Origin of the sequence: Acutalibacter sp. 1XD8-33 (assembly GCF_003612555.1) — a bacterium.
Lineage (GTDB): Bacteria > Bacillota > Clostridia > Oscillospirales > Acutalibacteraceae > Acutalibacter.
The window spans coordinates 41,471-63,465 of the sequence record NZ_RAZF01000013.1; the positions used below are offsets into that span (position 1 = coordinate 41,471).

Sequence of the window (21,995 nt, forward strand, 5' to 3'; positions counted from 1 at the left end):
TCACGAAACGAGACCGCGTTCCCGCCTGGCGCGAGCTTGGCGTTATGTCCATTATAGCATATGGGAATCTATTTGCCAACCGGATTTTTTCCGTCACTGTGCTGAAATTGTACCCCATATTCTCTTTGAAATCAAGGCGGAGCGAGAACCAAACCGGGATATTTCCGTAAAAAGCAGAAAATCTCCCGGACAAAAGCGGCCGGAAAAGGACAGGAATTTTCAGAGGAAATATGGTATGCTTTTTGAGAGTTTTATATGGGGGAACGGCGCACAGGGCAGCTTGGCGACAAGCACATAGCTGGATGAGGACTTTGAGCTAAGATACCGCGCCTAGAGCTGGCTGGTTCCTGAATTAGGAAACTTTTTCTCTTGCAAAAAGTTTCCTCTTGGCACTACGTGCCAATTCACCTTCAAAAAATGCGCTTCTCAGGTGTTAAGTTCAAGGGTAAGACCGTGGAGCTCCGCTCCACACTACGCCACCTTTGAAAAGGTGGACGAAATTTTTACCCTGGTTAACCTTTATGCACTCAGCCAACCAGCGTAAAAGTTTCGCCAGCCTTTTCAAAGGCTGCAGGGCTTTCAGGGGTGGAACCCCTGAACCGCCGGAGGCCTGCGCAGCGAAGCGAGCACCACTCTCAAAAAGCATACAAAAAACAGGAGGTGCGCTATGTTGACCAACGAAATGAAAAACCACTATCTGGAGTTCGGGCCTTTTACCTATCCCGGCCTGTACCGGGAGTATTTCCGCGCCTTGCCCGACAGCCCCCGGGAACTGGGGGAGCTGATCTCCCATCAGATTATCCATCGGGTGACGCTGGCGGAGGGGAACAAAAATGCCAACGCCGACCTGCGCTACGGGGACATGAACCGCTGGCCCTGGTATCGCTCCCCCTGCGAGGACGATATCTATCTTACCGCCCCGGCCATAGCCGCCGGGCTCTTCCGGTTAGACGAGCGGGGTTTCGTGCCGGACAGGCTGGTGGAGCACAAGCTGGTGCTCACCTGCCGGTTTGTGTCCGTGCTGGTCAGCTCCATCTACAAGGCCAAGGGGATCCCCTGCCGCAGCCGCGCGGGCTTCGCCCCCTATTTCCAGCCGGGGCGAAGCATGGACCACTGGATCAACCAGCTCTGGCTGGAAGAGGAGGGCCGCTGGCTCACCTTTGACGCGGACGGCTTCTACGATGGCCTGCCCGTGCCTGTCACCCAGTACGATATGCGGGAGGGGGAGTTCGACTGGTCCGCCCGGTCCTGGCTGGACATCCGCAGGGGCAGAACGGACGGCGCCCGCTTCCTCTATGCCGATGGCCTGGGCACCAACGGCCTGCGGGCGGTGGGCCGGTATCTGGTCTACGACTTCCACGCCCTGATGAACCACGAGATCTCCTATGTGTTCCACCCCCGGTTTATGGACGCCTTCCTCCAGGGAGAGGGGGACCTGAGCCCGGAGGAGCTAGCCCTGCTGGACCGTCTGGCGGAGCTGCTCCTGGACCCGGACGGAAACTTCCCCGCCCTGCGGGAGCTGTGGGAGAGTGAACGAAAGTTGCGTTATCTCCGGAGCCCGCTGGTGTAGGGAAGAGCCCGGAGATAGGCAGAGGTTTCCTGAATAAAGGCAAATTTGCTGCAAAATCAACAATCATATTTGCAAATTTAATATACTAATTATTATATATTGACAATATTCCTGGAGCGTGCTAGAATGATATCAGTTGGCAGAGGATTGACCAGGTTCCCTGATTCCTCTGTTAATAAAAATCAGGAAAGGAATGTTTTTTATGAAAAAATTGCTTTCTTTGCTTCTGGCCATGCTGCTGATGGTTTCCTGCACAGGCGTGGCTTTTGCCCAGGCGGAAGAGCAGGAGGCCTTGACCTCCCAAGAAGCTGCTAGTGAGGACTTTGCTACCAAGGCGGAGGCAATGATGTATAAAATGATGGATGAAATGGGCTATACCGAGGTGGAGGCCATTTCCGCTGCCCAGGCCCGCAGCCAGATCGATGTGGCCCCCGAAGTGATGGAGCTGGCCTATTCAGACATTGACGCCGCCGATGCCCGGCAGCGGGAGAAGATCCTGGCCGCTCGTCGGGTCATTATCTTCCAGTATTCCTGGCAGGCGGACGATGGTCTTGGCTTTATGTATGATCCCACCACCAAAGAGTTCTCCTTCACCCCCAGGTTCAGCGACCTCTTCCCCGGCTGGGACCTGCCAGTAGAACCAGGATATCCCAAGAAAGCGCCTGTGGAGCCGGAAACTGTAGAGCCAGAATCTGTGACAGAGGAAGAAGCAGAGACAGGGCACGAGCCGGAGGAGCCAGAACGGCCGGATGATGCTGGGATACAACCGCAGATACTGGGGGGCCTAGTTTTAAAAGTGCCTAGACTGTAAAGGGAACTCGGCGCGGGTGGAGGCCGCTTTATGGCGGCTTCCGCCCTTCTTTTTTGCAAAAATTTTTCTTAACAGATTTTTCAGCCGATTCTCCCGGAACCTTCACATCCTTTTCACATTGGCGGGGGATAATAGAGCCACAACAAGGGAAAACGACAAGAGAGAACAAATCCCTATCAACGCGAAAGGAGCGGCTTTTATGTATCATAACGATGAAATGGAAAACAAAACCAATTCCCCCACGGAAAATGAAAAGACTGCCCAGGCGGGCCAGACCCAGCAGACCTACCAGACCCATTCTGCCCCCGCCGCCCCGGGCTATGGCGCCGGCCATTCCCCCTATACCGCCCAGACCGGGCCCCAGAGCCCCTACACGCCCTACCAGCAGTATCCTCAGCCAGGCCAGCAGAGCAGCTATAGCTGGGGGCCTCAAGCCCAGCAGAGCTATTATACCCAGAGCGTGCAGCTTCAGCCCAAGCCCAAGAAAAAGCGCGGCGGCGGAAAAGCGGCCGCCAAGGTGCTGGCGGCTATCGCGGCCTGCGCGGTGATCTCCCTGAGCTCGGTAGGCGTCTTTGCCGCCATGATCCAGAACGGCGTGGTGAACGTCCAGAGCCCCGAGGGCGCGGAGGATACTGCGGCTTTCACCCTCTATAAGCGGGCGGACTCCTCTAATACTACTCCCACTGCCACCCGAGGCGGCATGTCCACCCAGGAAATCGCCCAGAAGCTCATTCCCTCGGTGGTGTGCGTGCAGAACTATCAGGTGCGCCAGCAGAGCGTGAACATGGGCGGCTTTGAGTACTTTTTCGGCGGAGGCCAGGGCCAGGAGGACAGCGGCGAGCTCTCCCCGGCGGGCGAGGGTTCGGGCATCATCCTCTCTGAGGACGGTTATATCGTCACCAACCAGCATGTGATCAGCGGGGCCACCAACCTGACGGTGGTCACCTCCGACGGCTCCACCTATGAGGCAAAGCTCATCGGCGAGGACACCCAGACAGATCTGGCCGTGCTGAAGATCGATACGGATGATAAGCTGACTCCGGCGGAGTTCGGTAGCTCGGAGGACCTTCAGGTGACAGATATGGTGCTGGCCATTGGCAATCCCGGTGGCCTGCAGTTTAACTCCAGCGTCACCGTGGGCTATGTGTCCGCTCTGAACCGGCCTGTCACCAACAGTGAGACCGGCTTCATGGTGGACTGCATCCAGACCGACGCGGCCATCAATCCCGGCAACTCCGGCGGCGCCCTGGTGAATGCCGACGGCCTGGTGGTGGGCATAAACTCCTCGAAAATCGCCGCCACGGAATACGAGGGCATGGGGTTTGCCATTCCCTCCACAGTGGTGCAGCCTATTGTCTCCGACCTGATTGAGTACGGCTATGTGAAAGACCGGCCTATGCTGGGAATTCGGGGCGATTACGTGACCCGCGCTCTATCCAGCTATACAGGCCTGTCCCAGGGCTATTATGTGGGCGAGGCGGTTACGGAAAACGCCAAGGCCTCCGGCCTGCAAAAATATGATGTGATCACCGCCATTGACGGCGTGCAGGTGACCTCTGAGGGCACCATCGCCTCCTATATCGCCAACAAGAAGCCCGGCGACGTGGTAACCCTCACCATAGATCGCGCCTTAACCGGCCAGAGCGGCCTGGAGATTCAGCTGACCCTCTCGGCTAACACGGGCTCTTCTAACTAAGCGTACAAGTTTTCTTTTTCATAATCTCCTTTTTCTAGCGGAGGACCCGGGGCAATTGCTCCGGGTCCTTTGCTTTTGTGCCGCCGGCGTTTTGTGGCCTAGAAGGGCGGGAAATTTCGTAGTAGGCGTCCGCTAGACCGCGCAGGTGGTTTCCCATATTTATTTGCATTTACATAAGTTTTTTTCAAACGCTTTTCGTCTTTTCTCCGTTTGGTTTGCGCTGAATCTGAAAAAATCCAAATGTTTTCCTGGAAACTTCTAGATTCCCCCATGCTGGAAACGACATTTATTTTTCTTTAAAAGAGGTATAATTTCACCGCTGCCCGCATACGGGTTTCCATAATTTTTGTTCAAGAGGCGGTGTTATCCATGGAACGGATGAAGTTTAAGGAGGCTGTTTTCCAGTTTGGAGAGCAGCTGCGCACGGAAGGGGCTCGAAAGGGCATGATAGCAACAGGGAGCTTTTTGGCGGGGCTGCTTTGTTCCCGGGGGCTGGTCTTTGGAAAGTATGCCCCCTTTGGGGTGGCCGCGGCGGCTGCGGCGCCGAAAGGGGGGCTCTGGGCCGGGGCGTTGGGAGCCTTTTTGGGGTATCTCATCCCCTCGCCGGTTTATGTGCCTGTACGCTACGCGGCGGCGCTGGTAGCGGTGACGGCGATCCGATGGGCCTTGTCCGAGCTGAAAAGCGTGAATACCCATCCGCTGTTTTCTCCGGCAGCGGCCTTTCTTCCTCTGCTGCTCACCGGTATGACCATGGTGTTCCTAAACGGTTCGGTGAGCTACACGGCGGCGCTCTATGTGGCAGAGGCCTTTTTAGGAGCAGGGACAGCGTATTTCCTCCGGCGGGCAGGGAACCTTCTAACAGGACTCACCGGCGATGGCCAGGGCGTTCGGGCTGGGGTGGGAGCGGCGGTGTTTGACAACGGAGACGTGGCGGCTCTCACGGCTAGCTTGGGCATTGTGGTGCTGGCCTTTTCCCAGGTGACGGTGGCGGGGGTTTCCCTGGGGCGGATTCTGGTGGTTCTGCTGGTGGTATACTGCGCCAGGGAGGGAGGTATCTCCGGCGGGGCGGTGGCGGGCGTTGCCGCTGGAGCCATTCAGGGCCTTTCCACGGCGGGGCTTTCCTACTTATCCGGGGCTTATGGCCTGGGCGGACTTATGGCCGGGGTTTTCGCGCCCATGGGCCGGGTAGCTGCTGCCGTAGCTTTTATCATCTCTCATGGGGTGGCCTCCCTACAGGTGGGGGCGGGAAACACCCAGATCTTCACTGGGGCGGTCGAGGTGGCGGTGGCTACGGTGGCATATATGTTTTTGCCCAAAAGCAGGAGGATCGGAGAGCTATTTGGGATGCGCGGGGGGACTCTCAGCGGCGGGGCCCTCCGGGGAAACATTGTCATGCGGCTGAAGTATGCCGCGCAGGCTCTCACCAATGTTTCGGCTTCAGTAGATGAAATCTCGAAGAAGTTGAGCACAATATGCGCGCCCAATCTCCAGGGGGTTTATAACCGCTCTACGGAAACGGTCTGCGCCGGGTGCGGCCTGAGCACCGTATGCTGGCGGAAATACAAGGAGGAAACTTTGGAGAACTTTTCTCAGCTTTCCCGGCCCCTAAAAGAGAAGGAACGGCTGGAAACCTGTGATTTCACGAAGGAATTCTCCAGCCGCTGCTGCCGGGTGGGGGAGATGCGGGACGAGCTGAACAAAAATTACGCCCGCTACTTAATGAAGGAGGCAGCCGAACTGCGCACCGCTCAGGTGCGGGAGGTGGTGGAGGAGCACTTCCGTACCACAGCGGGAATTCTGGAAGAGATGGCGGGAGAGTTTTCTCTCTATCAGCAGTTTGACGAGGAGGCCGCTCAGCGGGTGGCGGGGATTCTTCGGGACAATGGCGTCACACCCCTGGAGGTCTGCTGCCGGGTGGACAAGTTTGACCGAATGACGATTGAGGCGGAAATCGCGCGGGAGCGCCAAAAGCGTCTAAACCGGTCCGCCTTTACCCGAGAGATTTCCGCGGCCTGCGGACGGGCCTTTTCTCCCCCCTGCGTGAGCAGCACCGAGGAGAAGTGCCGAATCCAGATGTGCCAGCGGCCTCTCCTGGACGTGGGCAGGGGGTTTGCCCAATACTGTGCCGGAGGCGGGGCCTTTTGCGGAGACAGCACCAACGTGTTCTACGATGGCTGCGGCCGGCTGATCGCGGTGCTTAGCGACGGCATGGGCACCGGAGGCCGGGCGGCCGTGGACGGAGCCATGACCTCCGCCATGGCGGAGAGCCTCTTAAAGGCGGGGATCGGCTTTGACAGTATGCTGCAAACGGTGAATTCCGCCCTGATCGCCAAGTCGGGAGACGAGTCTCTGGCCACTATGGATGTGGCCTGCGTTGATCTGTTTACAGGGAAAACGGAGTTCAAGAAGGCTGGAGCGGCCTGCACAGTGGTGCGCCGAGGTAGGCGTAGCGAGGTGATCGAGGCCTCCAGTGTGCCGGTGGGTATTATGCCGGGGGTGGAGTTTGCCAGCTGCCAGCGGGACCTGAGCGCCGGGGACATGATCGTGATGGTGTCCGACGGCGTGGTAGCGGCGGGCAGCGAGTGGCTGGTGGATATGGTGATGGCCTGGGATGAGGACGAAACCCCCAACCTTCTGGCCCAGCGCATCGCCGACGAAGCCAAGAAACGCCGCAGTGACGGCCACGAGGACGATGTCACCGCTCTGGTGCTGGTGCTCCGATAGGACTGATTATAGAGAGCCAGGGGCCATACTCAAACCCATTCGTGGGGGCAGACGGACTGGATGACGGGCTCCACAGCGGTCAAAGACAGCGGCAAAAAAGAGGCTGGCTTCTATACATGAATGGGGAAGTTGGCATGATTGGGCGCCCACCAGCTAAAGTGAATCGCGGGTATCTCCGTCGCTTCCCCCTCTCCGGCAAACCGGCGGTAACATTGCCGCTGGGGCTCGGCCTTCAGAACCACGTTACAGAAATCCAAAACGGTGCGCCGTCTGAGGGCATTGAACTGGTGCCCGCCCTCAAAGAAAGCCAGAGCGTTACGGCCAGCTCTTCTTTGGGGCGTATTGGCACATCGGCAAAGAAGTGCCAGGGGGACACGCCCATCCACTGGCAGAAGGTGTAGATGCCGTAGACCGTCCCCCGCCGGCCGCTGCCGGTGAAGTCCAGGAGGGTATCAGCGGGCTCGTCCACCTCAAAGGTGAACCGGTAGAACCCTGGCAGGCCCGACTGCCAACCTTTTGAGAAGTCCACCTTGTCCATATTGTCCAGGGGTAATGGGTACTGTTTCCAATGGCAGTGGATATGCCCATTTATCTGCACAAACTGGGCGATGCCCTTGCGCTGCTCCTCCAGCCGTGGGCCGAAGTTCACCCGGCCCATATTCTCCATCAAGATGTCAATTTCCGCACCGGGGGCGAAATCCACGCTCAGCGCCTTTTCTTCCAGCAGCTCCCGGTCGTAGAGGGTTGCAACAGGCTTCCGCTCCACGAAAATATTGGCCCGGTCGTTGGCCTTCCACAGCCGGAGCTTTTCCAGGCGCTCCTCTGTGTCCAGAGTGGAGTGGTACAGGATGTAGCCGTAACTCTGACCCAACTGCTCCATAGACTGGGGCCAGACGCTCTCGGTTGGGGTGCTCAAATCCTCCAGAATTGAGAACAAGCTGACCTTTTCCTGCACAGGCAGCGTGCCGTAGGCTCTCCGGGTGATTTTTGTGGTAAATTCCACCTGGGGAATCTCTCTGTAATGGCTGATAACCTCCCGGTAGCGCCGGTACTTCTCGGTGAGTTGCCCGTCCTCGGTGAGTACGGCATCGTAGTCGTAGGAGGTCACGTCGGGGGTCAGGGCGTCGTAGTAGTTGGAACCGTTCATAAACCCAAAGTTGGTGCCGCCCTCGAACATGTAGATGTTCACATGGCCCAGCCGCAGCATGGCGTCCAGGTCCTTGTAGCCGCCTCCCTCTGCTGACCGGGCCAGAGGATGCGCTCCATATTGGCAAAGCGGATAAACTCCGGCTGGGACCAGTTGCCTACAGTGCTGAAGCCCTGCTCCAAGAGGTAGTCCTTCGCCAGCTTTGCCCAGGTCTCCTACCAGTTCACCCCGAAAGCGTGAATCAGATTGGCGATGCCAAAGTTTGCAAACTCCGTGGATCCCCGGCGGCTCCGGGCCGGGGTGAAGTCCTCGGTCTCCAACGGCAGATGGGGGATGAACTCCCGCATTACGTCCACCCCGGGGCCAACGCAGTCCACGCCGGTGGAGAGGAACGCATTGTCATCCGGGTCCGCAAGCCACCAGCGACCGTCCACTTTCTCCGCATGGAAGTAGCCGGTTTTCGTCAGGGGCTTCTGCTTCCAGCCGCCCCACTGGTCCAGCTCCGGGTCGGGGTTTATAATGTTATGTATTGGCCTCCGGACACACAGTTCGTGCCCTCCGGCGACTCAGGAGCATTAAGTCTCAGATGCCGCCTTGGTCGGCGACAAGAAATCGCCACCGGCGATTGTCTCCCTCTAAGAACCCTACCACCTTTGCGAAGTCTACGAAGCATTTTCCCCTAGACAGCTTTGACCGGTCCAGCTGGTCGAAACTTGGCAACGCCAAGTTTACCGCTGGCGCGGGTTTGGGGAGAGCATCTGCCAGTGACAGATAAGCCGCGAACTGACCGAACCGGCAGGTGAGACTCGCGGAGGCCGCACCGTATCACTCTATAAAAGTATAAAATGTATCTGCCGTTATGCATGTAAGAATTTCTTTACAAAAAAGCGTACCACGATATCATTATGCGGAAAGGGCGTCAAGGTGGAGAGCATATTTCCCCTGAAGCCAGGGAACACTCCGGATGAGAAACCTTTGGGAGGCGAAGTATGCGAAAAAAAGACGGTCGGAACAAAACCCAGGAACTCAGGCCGGAGATCGACTATCGGGAGCACGAAATGCCGGATCAGGAAGCATTCCCGGACATCTCTAACGTGGCCTCGGCTAACGAGTGCACGGGGCTCATGTACCGCTCACCGGTAGACGGGGCAGAACGGGAAAGCTACAAAGAACTCTCCTCTATGGCGATTCCCAAGGAAGAACCGGAGGAGGAAGTGTAGGCAGCGTTGTCCGGCGCGGCAGTGAACTAGGGAGTCGGTATCTTCCGGATTCCCAAGCACACGGCTACGATAGAGCGCAAAAAACCAGCCAAAGCTATAGCGGCATTGGCTGGTCTGCTTTTTTAAAAGGCGGCTTCTATCCTAATTTCGGCCAAACTTTTCGAATTTCAGCGGCCGGGGGATGTACTTTTTGATGGCGTCCCGCAAGTCCTCGTCCGGATCGAACACCACCAGGGTTTTTCCGGTTTTGCCGCTACGAACAATCATGTACCAGGAATCTCGGTGGTCGGCAAACTGAGTGGCAAATACCCGGGTGTCGAAGGAGCGGGTTTTTAGCCGGGCCTCGTTTTCGGTGTATTTGCCGATATCCTCGCAGGAATCGCACTCAAAAGAGGTCATCCGCTTGCGGGTAGAGCGGTTCATGATCTTGTCCACCGTGACGAAGCCGTTGGTGAGGCTGTACTCGAATTCCAGCATCCGCATGGAGATCAGCTTGTAGCCGCCCCATATGGCGCCGGCGGCGATGAGCAGGGTGATCATGGGCATCCCTATGATCAGGAGCCCTACAAAAAAGCCCAGAAAGGTCACAACCGTAACGCCAATTACCACGCCGGCCACAACCAAAGCGTCTGTGCTCTCAAATTTTTTCTTTACCATGCGTTCTACAAAGACATCGCCCATTTTTACAAATCCTTTCTTTTGGGAAAATACATTACTAATTCGTCTGGAAAGACAAAGATCAAAAGCTGCTTCCTTCTAAAAAATTATACCATATTTTAGAGGGAAATCCAAGAGCGCGACGCTCATTTTTCAAATGTTTTTCCGGCGGGGGTTCCCTTCTTCGTCAAAGAAGCGCTTCAGCGCTCGCTCTACCGGGAAAATGGAGGCGATCAGCAGGACCAACTGTACGGCTGTAAGCCCCAGGCTCAGCCAGCTGAACGCGTCCGTGTACTCCTCCGCCCCCAGCTTGCCGGGGTTCCACCGGGCAAGGGCCAGGGAGCCCAGAAAAAACACCGCCGCAGAGAAACAAAGACTCCCGATTCCCCAAGCCCGCCAGATCCGCCCGATCTTTTGGTGAGCAAAATCCCAGGCGGCTTGACTTTTCGAGGACCGGGCGGTACGGTAGCCGTAGAGGCAATTTATATCCTTGGGCGGGCGCTTCTTCCAGAGAAAGCCGAAGAACACCATGGTCCCCGGGATAAGCAGGGTGAAACACAGAGTGGTAAGCCAAAGCCACATGGGATTTCCTCCTTTTTTACTATGATACCATCCGGCGCAGGAGATGTCAAGCCGTCGGGGGGGGCTAAGGTGCGTGGCTTTTGGAGTAGTGATTTTTGGAGTAGTGGAAGGCCTTCGTTGCAAATGGCGCGACTCCGGCAAGGTCGTGGGGTTTCGCCCCCACACGACGACCAGCTTAAGACCAGCTGGACCGGTCGACATGTCTGGCTTTACCGCACACAACTAACCAGGGTAAAAGTTTCGTCCACCTTTTCAAAGGTGGTGGAGTTCTTAGGGGCAACGCCCCTAAGCCGCCGGAGGCCAAAACATCGTCCCCAAAAGCGCGCTCCGGGGAAAAATTTCTTGAAACCCGGTGGGGAAAGTGCTATAATGGACGCATCTTATATATTGAATGCAACGAAGGAGAATCGGGCAAGATGAAGGAAACAATAGACGGGCTGCGGGAGAGCTTTGAGCAAGAGCTTTCCAAAGCGGTCAGCAGTGAAGCGGTGGAAAAGCTGCGAGTGGCTTATTTGGGAAAAAAGGGTTCTGTCACCGAGCTGCTCAAGGGCCTGAAAAATGCCAGCGCTGACCAGAAAAAAGAACTGGGCCAGCATATCAACCAGCTGAAAAAACAGGTGGAGGAAAAACTCCTCCACCAGATTGAGGCCATTCAGGCGGCAGAGGAGCAGAGGGCTATCGATGGGGCGGAGCAGTACGACGTGACCCTGCCCGCAGGCGGCGACCCGGGCTCTTACCATCCCATCACCATAGTACAGCGGCAATTGGAAGAGATTTTTACCTCCATGGGCTTTACAGTTGAGGATTATCCGGAGATCGTAACGGATTACGAGTGCTTTGAAGCGGTAAATGTTCCTAAAGACCATCCCGCCCGGGATATGCAGGACACCTATTATCTGGAGAACGGCCAGCTGCTGAAAACCCAGACCTCCGCCGCCCAGAACGCTATTCTGCGCAAGTACGGCGCGCCCTGCCGGTCTATCTTCCCGGGACGGTGCTTCCGCAACGAGGCCACCGACGCCAGCCACGAGAACACCTTCTTCCAGATGGAAGGGATCATGGTGGACAAGGATATCTCCATTTCTAATTTGATTTATTTTATGAAAACCATGCTTAGCGAGGTCTTTGAGCGGGACGTGAAGGTGCGGCTGCGGCCGGGCTTTTTCCCCTTCGTGGAGCCGGGCTTTGAACTGGACATCAACTGTCTGATCTGCGGCGGCGAGGGTTGTTCCACCTGCCACCATTCCGGTTGGGTGGAGCTGTGCCCCTGCGGGATGATTCACCCCAACGTGCTGAAAATGGGCGGCGTGGATCCTGAAAAATACACCGGCTTTGCCTTCGGCCTGGGGCTCACCCGGCTGGTGATGATGAAATACGGCGTCAAGGATATCCGGGACCTGAACAGCGGCAATCTGAAGGCCCTCAGCCAGTTCCGGCACGAGTAAAAGGAGGACACGATGCAGATAGACAATAAGACGATCACGGGAAATGTCAACCAATCCCAGCCCCAGGCCCCGGCTGGCAGGCCGGCCTCCGCAAGTATGAACCAGCTGTTTATGGCAATGGTGGAGAGCATGAAGCGTGCCAAGGATATGCGCCAGCTGAAGGAGGAGGACGAGACCCTGAGGATCCTGTATGAAACGCTGGACAGACAGATGGGCAAGGACAACGGGAAATCCACTGCTCAGCAGCTGCAGGAGATTTTAGACAAGCTGGCGCCTAAGACCGCCGGATGATTGCAGATTGTGAATACAGGTTCTTTAGAAGAGTCATTGGTTTTGACGCATGAAGTGAGGAAAGAAGGAAAACTATGTTAATCTCAATGAACTGGATAAGCGACTTTGTGGACCTCTCTGGCCTGGATCTGCCGGCCCTGATCCAGCGCTTCACCCTCTCTACCGCCGAGGTGGAGGAGGTTATGGAGATGGGCCGGGACCTGCGGGACGTGGTGGCGGGGAAGATCCTCTCCGTGGAGAACCATCCCGACTCCAAAAAGCTCCACCTCTTAAAGGTGGACGGCGGCGACAAGATCTACGACGTGGTCTGCGGCGCCCCCAACGTACGGGAGGGCCTCATCGTCCCCTTTGTGAAGGAGGGGGGCATGGTGGCGGGCCAGGAGATCTCCTGCGCGAAAATCGCCGGGTACGAGAGCCACGGCATGTGCTGCTCGGAGCACGAGCTGGGCATCTCCGCCGACCACTCCGGCCTGATGGAGTTGCCGGAGGACTCCCCCATTGGCAAGGATATCACCGAGATTTATGCCATCAAAGACACGGTGTTCGAGGTGGACAACAAGTCCCTGACCAACCGCCCGGATCTGTGGGGGCACTACGGTATCGCCCGGGAGTTCGCCGCCCTCACCGGCCGGGAGCTGCGGCCCCTGGAGACCGTCTCCCTGGAGGCCTTCGACCAGTTGGACCCCATTGCCATCGACGTGCAGGATCAGGAGCTCTGCTTCCGCTATACCGGCCTGAAGGTGCGGAACATCACGAAAAATGTCAGCCCGGTGAACATGCGCATCCGCCTGTTCTACTGCGGCAGCCGGGCCATCAACCTGCTGGCGGACCTGACCAACTACCTGATGCTGGAGATGGGCCAGCCGATGCACGCTTTCGACTGCGCCAAAGTGGACCGCATTGAGGTGAAGCGCTTCCCCGAGGCCTTCTCCTTCACCACCCTGGACGGCGTGGAGAGGAAGGTGGACGAGAATACCCTGATGATCTGCTCCGGCGGCAAGCCCGTGGCCGTGGCGGGCATCATGGGCGGCCTGGACTCGGAGATTGAGGGGGACACCGACAGCCTGCTGCTGGAATCCGCCAATTTCGACGCGGCCAGCGTGCGGAAGTCCTCCACCCGGCTGGGTCTGCGCACGGATGCCTCCATGCGCTATGAGAAAACCCTGGACCCGGAGATGACCGTGCCCGCCATCGGCCGGTTTATGAAACTGCTTCTAGATGTGGACCCCGAGGCCCAAGTGATCTCCCGCCTGACGGACGTGTATGTGAAACATTACCCAGAGGTGGAGCTGACCTTTGACAAGGCCTACGTGGACCGGTATACGGGCATAGAGATTGAGAACAGCCGAATTCTCGATACCCTGCGCTCCCTGGGCTTTGGCGCGGATTGCAGCGCGGACCGGTTTACCGTGAAGGTGCCCAGCTGGCGGGCTACCAAAGACGTAACCATTAAGGCGGACATTATCGAGGAGATTACCCGTGTTTATGGCTATGACAACTTCGCGGTTTCCACCACCCTCAGCCCCCTCTATCCCCAAAAGAAAAGCCCCCAAAATAAAACCGACAATTTTGTAAAGGATATTCTGGTACAGAGCTATCAGCTTCATGAGGTACATTCCTATATTTGGGCGGATGCAAAAAAGGCAAAGAGCCTGGGGCTGGAACCGGAGGAGAACGTGCGGCTCATCAACGCCCAGACTCCTGACCATGAGGTCCTTCGCCGGAGTATGGGCCCTACTCTGCTGGCGGTTTTGCAGGAGAATCGCTCCTTTGCGGCAGAATTCGGCGTGTTTGAAATCGGTCGGGTCTGCGAGGGGCTGCTTCCCGACGGTCTGTGCAGCGAGCGGAAAAAGCTGGGAATCGCCCTGTACAGCCGCGTTAAAACGGAAAAGGAGCTGTATTTCCAACTTATCGAAATGGTGAAAGCCCTGGGCCGCGGCGTGAAACGTCAGGAGTTCCAGCTGGCAAACGCCTCTGCCGCCTACGGATGGCAGCATCCCCGGAACACTGCTGTGATTATGGCCGCGGGCAGGACCCTGGGCTGGCTGTGCGCCCTGAAGCCCTCTGTGGCAAAGAACATCGACAAGAAGGCTGCGGTGGTCTGCGCCCAGCTGGATATGGATGAGTTTGCCCTGCTGCCGGACGGCGGCCTGACCTATCAGGAGCCCTCCCGCTTTCCGGGAATCGATATCGACTTGTCTCTGCTGCTGCCGGAAGGCATGCGCTTTGCGGATATGGAGTCCGCCTGGGTCGGCATGGGAGACAGCCTGAAAGACGTGTCTCTCATCGATTCGTTCATCCAGAACGGTCAGAAGAGCCTGACCCTGCGGTTCGCCTTCTCCTCCAATGAAAAAACGCTTTCCAAGGAGGAGGTCCAGCCGGTGGTGGACGGTGTTGTGGAAAAGCTGGCAAAAGCCGGCGTGGCGCTGAGGGGTTGACTTTCCCAGCAAAGTCTAGTACAATAAACGGTATATCATAAAAAATCTTACCGATGTGGAGGTGGCGGAAATGCCAGAGGACCACAATACGATTACCTTTTCCCTGGACGAGGTGCGCGAGGCTGACATGAAGCGCATCCTATTGACAGTCTATGACGCGCTTAAGGAGAAGGGCTACAATCCCATCAGCCAGATCGTGGGCTACCTGCTGTCAGAAGATCCCACCTACATTACCACCCACAACAATGCCCGTAGCTTGATCCGCCGCATCGACCGGGATGAATTGCTGAAAGCCATGGTGCGGACCTATCTGGGCGAGTGAGAAAACTATACTATAAAAAGCGTGGTGACTGAATGAGCGAGCAGAAGAAAACCGCCGGGAACGGATTTCCCACTTATAAGGGCAAGCCTTTGGTGCGCAGCGGGGACACCATCTATTATGGCAGTATGAAGGATAAATACGTTATCAAGATGGACGTGAAATCCAAGAAAAAGGTGGGGGATCTGGAGGTGGCTGAAAAGGTCACGGTGCAGCTGATGTACACCGACCCAGAGATCCGGACCCGCAAACAGATCGTAAAGACCAGCGAGAAAGACGGTCTTTATCTGGCGCTGGACATTGCCGACGCGTGGCTGACCCGGGCGTTGGCCGAGTAAGAAAAACGAAATCAAGAATGAGAACGGGCGTGCCGGAAAGGGCGGCGCCCGTTTTTGCTTTTCGGAAAGACTGAACCCGCTACGGTCAAATTATATAGTTAATTAAGAAACTGTATTCATAAGCGCTTGAGTAAGATATGGAAATGGGAGATTTTGACCATAGCCTCAGCGGATGAGATGGAAATCTTATATTCTTTACTCTAAGACGTCTGGAATGATTGAGCTAAGAGAGGGTGCGTTCAACCACCTATCATCAAGGAAGTTTTTTTCATTGGTGGGACTTGATTTTCTCTGAAATATCAACACCAAGGTCAAGCTGCTGCTTTAAATCAGAAACGAAAGTATCCCGATACCCAGCATCTGCACAGAACTTTTGAATAGATGGATATTGCTCATACGCTCGTTTAGCGGTGGATATTCCGCCTTTTGTGTCATGAATATTGGCGGCATGAACCACAACAAACAGCAAACAACCCAACACATCAACTACGATGTGCCGTTTTCTGCCTTTCGCTTTTTCCCTCCGTCAATGCCCGTCTTACTCCATGTGCAGTTGCGCATCCTTGTATAGAGCGGGGCGATTTCTTCCCACTGCTCATCTGTCAAGTCGCTCGGGTACGACTCTCACACTTTTTCTTCCATATCTCCATTTTACCGCAGACTTTTCCTCTTGTGAATACAGGTTCTAAGTACCGGAATAGAGAGTTCTGGTGCCGAGGGTACTATGTAGACACAACGGGCAAGAATGCGAAAAAGATATAGGAGTACATCCGACACCAGTTGGACGAGGATAAAGCCGGAGAAGAGCTGACGATGGGGAACTTCTAAAGAGCCCGTTTACGGGCCGCAGATAAGAACCGCACGCAGATGCGTGCCAACGCGACGTGACGCGTGGCTTGAATCATAGGGCTTTGCCCGCATATGAAATACCCCCGACTTCGCCGGGGGATTTCTATTTTTGCCTTTCGGACGATCCTTTCCTTGTTTAACACAGAGTTTTAGGAGCATTCTATGCTGTGTCACCATGGAGCAGGGGCATCCGACCAGAAAGCCGGGTGGATAAACTACTTTGCCCCTTACAGAATAAATTCCATTGTCCTGCGGCCCCAATGCCACTATCTTTCGAACGGGCAACAGCTTACCGAAAGGCTGCTATATTATATAAGGAAAGCCCAATGGAGAGAAACTGCTGTGGGCCTTAAGCGACTGTGTTCACAGCCTGCAATCCCCGGGCTCTGTCAGAGTGGCTCCGCGTTAAATTTCTCTGCCATACCGTTAGAATCCGTGAAAATGGATCGTTCTTGATCCGCTCTGAGAATTCTCGCTCATCCGGCAAACTTCCCTTATGAATGCGGATTCTAGGCCATTTTATCCAGCAGATGGCTCTTCTTTAACGCCAGCCGTACCACCGCACACAGTGGCACTGAAACCACTACCGCGATCACCGCATTGATACTGGATGTCACCAGCTTGGTGGTTAGAGCGGTAAGCACCGTGCCCAGCTCGCTGCCCAACAGAATTCCCTGGATAAAGGCCTTGCCCAGATACAGAATCATATAGGCCACACTGCCCGCAGCGGCCGCCAGGATATTCTGGCCGTGGTTCTCGGCCTTGGCTCCGTGGGCGTAGGCGGCCCAGCCGCACACCGCCGCCAGCAGGAACTTGAAGGCGAAGGTGAAGGGGGCGCTGGCGATGTAGGCCGGGTTGGTCAGGTCGTAGAGGGCGGAGCCGATGCCCGCCGCCAGCCCCCCGCCCACGGGCCCCAGCACGAAGCCGGAGAGCAGGCAGAAGATGTTGCCGAAGTGGATCCGGCTCACGTCGCCAATAGCCACGGGCACGGGCACGCTCATGTAGTTGGACACGAACACCAGCGCCGCAAAAACCCCAATGGCCGCGATTCTGTAGATTTTCTTTTCCATCTGAAATCAGTCCTTTCTGTTCATGAAAATCTTTTTTGAGTGTTGACGGCCTCTGGCAGCTTAGGGGCGTTGAGTCTCAGCTGCCGCTTCGGTCGGCGACGGGAAATCGCCACTGGCGATTGTTGCCCCTAAGAACCCCACCACTTTTGAAAAAGTGGACAAAACTTTTACGGTTGTCAGGTTAGCTTGTCAAAACAATATGAAACGTTCACGACGAGCAAAGCGAGGAGTGGGTAAAAGTTTCGTCAACCTTTTCAAAGGTTGCAGGGTGTGGGACGGAGTCCCACGACCTTGCCGGAGGCTATACCCGTGCCACCCCGGTAGACCGTGCCGCCTGGGCCACCGCCGCCGCGATGGCCGGTGCGACCCGCTTATCGAAGGCGCTGGGGATGATATTGTCCTCCCGCAGCTCACTCTCGGGGATCAGCCCGGCCAGGGCCCTGGCCGCCGCCACCTTCATCTGGTCGTTGATCTCTCTGGCCCGCACGTCCAGGGCCCCTCGGAAAATGCCGGGGAAGGCCAGCACGTTGTTGATCTGGTTCATCCGGTCCGACCGGCCGGAACCCACCACACGGGCTCCCGCCTCCAGCGCCTCCTCGGGGAAGATCTCCGGGGTGGGGTTGGCGCAGGCGAACACTATGGCGTCTTTGGCCATGGAGGCCACCATCTCCTCCGTCACGCAGCCCGGGGCGGAGAAGCCCATGAACACGTCCGCCCCCCGGATCACTTCCCTGAGGGGGCCGGTTTTCCTCTGGGGGTTGGTAGCTTCCGCCAGCTCCGCCTGGGCGGGGGTCATCCAGCTTTCGCCGGGGCAGAGGGCGCCCTGCCTGTCGCAGACCACCACGTTCCGCAGGCCCAGGGCCATGAGCAGCCGGGTGCAGGCGCTGCCCGCCGCCCCCGCGCCGTTTACCACGGCGGAGACCTCCCCGATCTCCTTGCCCACCAGCTTCAGAGCGTTGATCATGGCAGCCACGGTGACCACGGCGGTGCCGTGCTGGTCGTCGTGGAACACGGGAATGTCCAGGCGCTCCTTGAGCTTTTGCTCAATTTCAAAACACCGGGGCGCGGCGATGTCCTCCAGGTTGATCCCCCCGAAGGATCCGGCGATGAGCTCCACCGTGCGCACAATCTCGTCCACATCCTTGGAGCGGACGCAGATGGGGAAGGCGTCCACCCCGGCGAAGGCCTGGAACAGGGCGCATTTGCCCTCCATCACAGGCATTCCCGCCTCAGGGCCGATATCTCCCAGGCCCAGAACCGCCGTGCCATCGGTGACAACCGCCACCAGGTTTCCCCGGCGGGTATAGGCGAAGGACAGCTCCGGATCCTTCTGGATCTCCAGGCAGGGAGCGGCCACGCCGGGGGTGTAGGCCACGGAGAGGTCGTCCCGGTTTTCCAGGGGGCAGGGGGTCTCCACCCGGATTTTCCCCCGCCACTTCTCGTGCATTTCCAGGGCTTTCTGCATATAGTCCATGATGATCCCTCATAATTCTCTCTATAAATATGCGGCAGACAATCCTTTGTAATTCCGATTATATCACTTTGCCCAGCTAAAATCAATCGGGCCAATCTGCCAAACATCTCTCCGCATCGCCTTTTTCTTTTGTTGTGATTCCGCGCACACGGCCCGGAGCATGGCGGCGGAATCGAGCTGGGAGCAAAGCTGGAACGACCCATTGATTTTTTCCGCCTGCGGATTTATAATATAATATGGATTTTGTGGCGCGCGCCGGGCGAAGCGTGTTCGGCGGGCTTTCGGCCCGCGGAGTACCGCTGGGTGCTGGACACATAGAGCTGGCTGGTTCCGGTTTCCAAGGGATTGTCCCGTCTGCTCCGCAGCCGGGATAGGGGATCTCGCCTGTCGGCTCGCGGCGTGTGTGCCACAGGCACACGCTCACCCCCCGACGAAGGGCAGCTGGTTCCGGGACTAGGGGTGCTTTTTATTCTTGCAAAAAGCACCCCTCTTGGCGGACTCCGTCCGCCAATTCACCCCGCAAAAATTGCGCTTCTCAGGAGTAAAGGTCAAAAGATAAGACCTTGGGGCGTTGCCCCAAACCCCACAAGGGGCCTAATGCCCCTTGACCGCGCAATGTGTTGTGGCTTTGCGAAAAACGCAAAACGTTCACGTGAGCAAAGCGAGGAGTGGGTAAAAGTTTCGTCAACCTTTTCAAAGGTTGCAGGGATTTGGGGACAGCGTCCCCAAGGTCTTAAAGAATCGAGGTAACTGACATGGAACACAAGTCCTACCGTGCCTGCATTTTTGATCTGGACGGCACCCTGGCCGACACTCTCCACTCCATTGCCCACTTTGGCAACCGCACCCTTGAGGCCTTCGGCCTGCCCTCCATTGACATCATGGAATACCGGCTGCTGGTGGGCAACGGCGCGGACCTACTCATGCGCCGTATGCTGAAACGGGTGGGGGCGGACCTCCCGGAAGAGGAGATCCGCCGCTTCCGTGCTGAATACGACCGCCGCTATGCTGCGGACCCGCTGGACTTAGTGGGCGCCTATCCTGGCGTTCCCGAAGGCCTGGTGCGCCAACATGACCGGGGAGTCCGGATGGCGGTGCTCTCAAACAAACCAGACGATATGACCCGGGCCATTGTGGCGGGGCTGTACCCAGGCATTTTTGACGCTGTCCATGGCCAGCGGAAAGGCATTCCCACCAAGCCGGACCCCACCGCCCTTCTCGCCCTGGCCGCTGAGCTGGGCGTTCCTCCCCGGGAGACTCTCTATGTGGGCGACAGTGGGGTGGATATGGATGCGGGCCGCAACGCTGGGATGGACACCTGTGGAGTGCTCTGGGGATTCCGTACCCAAGAAGAGCTGATTGCGCATGGAGCAAAATATTTGGCGGGGGATCCCGGACGACTAATGAAAATTATCGAAAAACAATAAAAATATATTGAAAAACGATATATCCTGCGGTATAGATAGAGACACAGAAATTTACCGGAGGTGTATCTGTTATGACAAACCCAGAGAAAAATGAAGCCCGCATGAACGCCCTGACCAAGGCCGCCACATTCCTCTCCAAATTCATTGAAATCGCCTACACCATCGGGGCGGTGTCCATGGCGGTCTGCCTGATCCTCTTCCTGGTGGACCGTGAGCTGGTCTCCGGGTCCGGGGACCCCGGCCAAGAGCTGGCCGTCCACGGTTTTTCCCTTGTGTGCGTCAACCCGGACGGGACCCTGAATTCTGCTGCCTGCGTGATCTTTTTTGTGACCGCCGGGCTGATTCTGGAGCTAATGGCCTGGGTGTTCCGCAATGTGAACCTGATCCTGCGCACCACCCAGGGGCTGACGAAATTCTCCAGGGGAAAAACCCCCTTCCAGAAGGACAATGTGCGGATGCTCCGGGAGATCGGGATTTTCTTCCTCTCTGTCACGGTGGTGGAGTTCGCGGCCAGTTCCCTGGTGTTTCTGCTGGTGGGACCGGAAAATGCGGAGGTCAGCGCGGGAGTGCAGAGCGCGGCCACAGGCATCCTCATGCTCTGCCTGTCCCAGGTGTTCGCTTTGGGGGTGTGGATGCAGGCGGATGTGGATGGATTGGTATAAGGAGGCTGCATGGGACGCATCATATTACGCCTGGACCGGATCATGCTGGAACAGAAAATATCGTTGAACCAGCTGGCGGAGCAGGTGGGAATTACAAACGCGAACCTTTCCAAGATCAAGAACAATCGGGTGAACGCCGTCCGGTTTTCCACCCTGGCGGCGTTGTGCGAGACGCTTCATTGCCAGCCAGGGGATATTCTGGAGTATGAGGAGTAACGATTCCGGCGGAAAAGGCCCGGGACCTTCTCCCGCAAGGCTGAAGAAGAACGGCGTTCATCACTCGGAATTCAATCTGGTTCCGGAACCGGCACGGTCTGTAGGCTATGCCGGTGTTCTGCTTAAATAAAGTATGCTTTCTAAGCGCATAATTTCCCGTTTTCCAGAGAAACTAATCGAAAAAGAAAACGGGAAGTGTGCGCGATGAAAAGAGATAGAAGGCCCTTCTGGCTGGGGTTTGGGCTGGGACTGTTCGTGTTTCTCACCGGGGCGGGATTTCTGGCCGTGGATTATCAAGGCCGGAAGCTCAGCTTTGGAGACAGCGATCCTCTGGCAAAGGTGGACAGGCTGGGCCCCCACACAGAACTGACGGTAAAGGCCTTTGGCAGGGAGAAGAGCTGGGATATTACCAGATTGGACAAGGCCTGGGAGTTCCTCTGTGATTTTGGCTGCATTCCCCATGAAAGAAGCAGGAGGTAGGCAGATGAAACGAGGGTTCTTCCACTGCATGCGGCTTCTGGGAATTCTGGCCGTGGCCATGGTCCTGGCTGCCGCCGGTCCCTGTCGGGAGGTAGAAGCGGGCGCGCCGGTTTCTAGAGGGGGCGCGCCGGATTTCCATCAGGTGGGAGTGGCTTGCTGGAGCCTGGTGGGAGCCGGAGCTATGGGGGTGGCGGCCGCTGCCTTGGCTGGAGGCAGGCCCAAAAGCGGAAAGCTACTGGTGCCGGCCTCTGTGGAGGGCCAGAATCCGGTAAAGCTGGACCATTCTACGCGATATGTTCCCCCGCCTCACCGGTGGAATTACCGCAGCAGCCAGCGGAGATGGTGAGAAGATCCAGCCTCATTCACGATTTGTTTACACGATATTTCCAAAAGGGAAAAAACCGGACAGGCTTTTCCGGTATAATAAAGCGAGAGCTTAGGACTTATTTAAGAATTGAGAAAATGATGGATTTTGTTCAAGGGCAGTTCATTTTCGGGTTAAAAAGGGGCTGCTTTTGATCTTCACTTCGGGAAATCGGGCAAAGGACAGCATTTTCGACCTTTTAAACAAGCCCTCAT

22 protein-coding genes and 2 pseudogenes are annotated in these 21,995 nt (G+C 56.7%); 16 read left to right on the forward strand and 8 right to left on the reverse strand.

Features of this window, described 5'->3' with window-relative positions:
• Nucleotides 1-667 precede the first annotated feature (667 nt).
• The 4 genes from D7X94_RS10020 to D7X94_RS10035 all read left to right on the forward strand — a co-directional run bounded on the left by D7X94_RS10020 (nt 668) and on the right by D7X94_RS10035 (nt 6,801).
• The gene (locus tag D7X94_RS10020; protein ID WP_120427581.1) at nt 668-1,570 is read left to right on the forward strand and encodes a hypothetical protein; all 903 of its coding nucleotides are present in this window, start codon (nt 668-670) and stop codon (nt 1,568-1,570) included.
• A 202-nt stretch (nt 1,571-1,772) separates the two neighbouring features.
• On the forward strand, nt 1,773-2,381 hold the full coding sequence (locus D7X94_RS10025; protein WP_120427582.1) for a hypothetical protein: 609 nt from the start codon (nt 1,773-1,775) through the stop codon (nt 2,379-2,381).
• Between the two features lie 199 nt (nt 2,382-2,580).
• Complete coding sequence (locus tag D7X94_RS10030; RefSeq protein WP_147401702.1) at nt 2,581-4,077, forward strand: S1C family serine protease; 1,497 nt, start codon at nt 2,581-2,583, stop codon at nt 4,075-4,077.
• Nucleotides 4,078-4,446: 369 nt separating this feature from the next.
• A complete protein-coding gene (locus D7X94_RS10035; protein ID WP_120427584.1) occupies nt 4,447-6,801 on the forward strand; it encodes a SpoIIE family protein phosphatase in 2,355 nt (784 codons plus the stop codon).
• Nucleotides 6,802-7,033: 232 nt separating this feature from the next.
• On the opposite strand, the gene D7X94_RS10040 is transcribed toward D7X94_RS10035, so the two are convergent.
• From D7X94_RS10040 to D7X94_RS10045, 3 genes are read right to left on the reverse strand one after another with little or no spacing between them, the layout of a single operon-like run.
• Nucleotides 7,034-8,008 (reverse strand): beta-galactosidase, encoded by a 975-nt coding sequence (locus tag D7X94_RS10040; RefSeq protein ID WP_120427585.1) that lies wholly within the window; start codon nt 8,006-8,008, stop codon nt 7,034-7,036.
• On the reverse strand, nt 7,987-8,130 hold the full coding sequence (locus tag D7X94_RS18460) for a hypothetical protein (protein ID WP_158590986.1): 144 nt from the start codon (nt 8,128-8,130) through the stop codon (nt 7,987-7,989). Before D7X94_RS18460 ends, D7X94_RS10040 begins: the two co-directional genes overlap by 22 nt.
• 33 nt (nt 8,131-8,163) lie before the next feature.
• On the reverse strand, nt 8,164-8,382 hold the full coding sequence (locus D7X94_RS10045; RefSeq protein WP_120427586.1) for a hypothetical protein: 219 nt from the start codon (nt 8,380-8,382) through the stop codon (nt 8,164-8,166).
• Between the two features lie 555 nt (nt 8,383-8,937).
• On the opposite strand from D7X94_RS10045, the gene D7X94_RS10050 reads away from it, so the two are divergent.
• Nucleotides 8,938-9,168, forward strand: a complete 231-nt coding sequence (locus tag D7X94_RS10050) for a hypothetical protein (RefSeq protein WP_120427587.1) — start codon at nt 8,938-8,940, stop codon at nt 9,166-9,168.
• Between the two features lie 141 nt (nt 9,169-9,309).
• Here the strand turns inward: D7X94_RS10050 and D7X94_RS10055 are convergent, their stop codons facing one another.
• Together D7X94_RS10055 and D7X94_RS10060 are read right to left on the reverse strand one after the other, a co-directional pair.
• A complete protein-coding gene (locus tag D7X94_RS10055) occupies nt 9,310-9,849 on the reverse strand; it encodes a DUF6106 family protein (protein ID WP_120427588.1) in 540 nt (179 codons plus the stop codon).
• Between the two features lie 129 nt (nt 9,850-9,978).
• On the reverse strand, nt 9,979-10,407 hold the full coding sequence (locus D7X94_RS10060) for an SdpI family protein (protein ID WP_120427589.1): 429 nt from the start codon (nt 10,405-10,407) through the stop codon (nt 9,979-9,981).
• Nucleotides 10,408-10,823: 416 nt separating this feature from the next.
• Between D7X94_RS10060 and pheS the strand changes: the two genes are divergently transcribed.
• From pheS to D7X94_RS10085, 5 genes are all read left to right on the forward strand, one after another.
• Entirely contained in the window at nt 10,824-11,852 is a 1,029-nt protein-coding gene (gene pheS, locus D7X94_RS10065; RefSeq protein WP_120427590.1) for a phenylalanine--tRNA ligase subunit alpha, read from the forward strand.
• Nucleotides 11,853-11,864: 12 nt separating this feature from the next.
• Nucleotides 11,865-12,143 carry a hypothetical protein gene (locus tag D7X94_RS10070; RefSeq protein WP_120427591.1) on the forward strand — a complete coding sequence of 93 codons (279 nt, stop codon included), beginning with the start codon at nt 11,865-11,867 and terminating at the stop codon, nt 12,141-12,143.
• Nucleotides 12,144-12,217: 74 nt separating this feature from the next.
• Nucleotides 12,218-14,581: a phenylalanine--tRNA ligase subunit beta gene (gene pheT / locus D7X94_RS10075; protein ID WP_120427592.1), complete on the forward strand. Its 2,364-nt coding sequence runs from the start codon at nt 12,218-12,220 to the stop codon at nt 14,579-14,581.
• Nucleotides 14,582-14,651: 70 nt separating this feature from the next.
• Nucleotides 14,652-14,903, forward strand: a complete 252-nt coding sequence (locus D7X94_RS10080; RefSeq protein ID WP_120427593.1) for an IreB family regulatory phosphoprotein — start codon at nt 14,652-14,654, stop codon at nt 14,901-14,903.
• Nucleotides 14,904-14,935: 32 nt separating this feature from the next.
• The gene (locus tag D7X94_RS10085; protein ID WP_120427594.1) at nt 14,936-15,238 is read left to right on the forward strand and encodes a hypothetical protein; all 303 of its coding nucleotides are present in this window, start codon (nt 14,936-14,938) and stop codon (nt 15,236-15,238) included.
• A 268-nt stretch (nt 15,239-15,506) separates the two neighbouring features.
• Here D7X94_RS10085 and D7X94_RS10090 read toward each other — a convergent pair.
• Nucleotides 15,507-15,743, reverse strand: a pseudogene (locus tag D7X94_RS10090) (transposase); the annotation flags it as partial.
• A 182-nt stretch (nt 15,744-15,925) separates the two neighbouring features.
• Between D7X94_RS10090 and D7X94_RS10095 the strand changes: the two are divergent.
• Nucleotides 15,926-16,092: pseudogene (locus tag D7X94_RS10095) on the forward strand (IS200/IS605 family transposase); the annotation flags it as partial.
• Nucleotides 16,093-16,596: 504 nt separating this feature from the next.
• Here the strand turns inward: D7X94_RS10095 and D7X94_RS10100 are convergent.
• Together D7X94_RS10100 and D7X94_RS10105 are read right to left on the reverse strand one after the other, a co-directional pair.
• The gene (locus D7X94_RS10100) at nt 16,597-17,157 is read right to left on the reverse strand and encodes an ECF transporter S component (protein WP_120427596.1); all 561 of its coding nucleotides are present in this window, start codon (nt 17,155-17,157) and stop codon (nt 16,597-16,599) included.
• A 301-nt stretch (nt 17,158-17,458) separates the two neighbouring features.
• Complete coding sequence (locus D7X94_RS10105) at nt 17,459-18,631, reverse strand: NAD(P)-dependent malic enzyme (RefSeq protein ID WP_120427597.1); 1,173 nt, start codon at nt 18,629-18,631, stop codon at nt 17,459-17,461.
• A 755-nt stretch (nt 18,632-19,386) separates the two neighbouring features.
• On the opposite strand from D7X94_RS10105, the gene D7X94_RS10110 reads away from it, so the two are divergent.
• The 5 genes from D7X94_RS10110 (at nt 19,387) to D7X94_RS10130 (ending at nt 21,762) form a co-directional block, all read left to right on the forward strand.
• Nucleotides 19,387-20,058, forward strand: a complete 672-nt coding sequence (locus D7X94_RS10110) for an HAD family hydrolase (RefSeq protein ID WP_120427598.1) — start codon at nt 19,387-19,389, stop codon at nt 20,056-20,058.
• A 71-nt stretch (nt 20,059-20,129) separates the two neighbouring features.
• Nucleotides 20,130-20,720, forward strand: a complete 591-nt coding sequence (locus tag D7X94_RS10115) for a hypothetical protein (RefSeq protein WP_120427599.1) — start codon at nt 20,130-20,132, stop codon at nt 20,718-20,720.
• A gap of 9 nt (nt 20,721-20,729) precedes the next feature.
• Nucleotides 20,730-20,936 carry a helix-turn-helix domain-containing protein gene (locus D7X94_RS10120; protein ID WP_120427600.1) on the forward strand — a complete coding sequence of 69 codons (207 nt, stop codon included), beginning with the start codon at nt 20,730-20,732 and terminating at the stop codon, nt 20,934-20,936.
• Nucleotides 20,937-21,140: 204 nt separating this feature from the next.
• Nucleotides 21,141-21,416 carry a hypothetical protein gene (locus tag D7X94_RS10125; RefSeq protein ID WP_120427601.1) on the forward strand — a complete coding sequence of 92 codons (276 nt, stop codon included), beginning with the start codon at nt 21,141-21,143 and terminating at the stop codon, nt 21,414-21,416.
• 4 nt (nt 21,417-21,420) lie between these two features.
• Entirely contained in the window at nt 21,421-21,762 is a 342-nt protein-coding gene (locus D7X94_RS10130) for a hypothetical protein (RefSeq protein WP_120427602.1), read from the forward strand.
• Nucleotides 21,763-21,995: the final 233 nt, after the last annotated feature.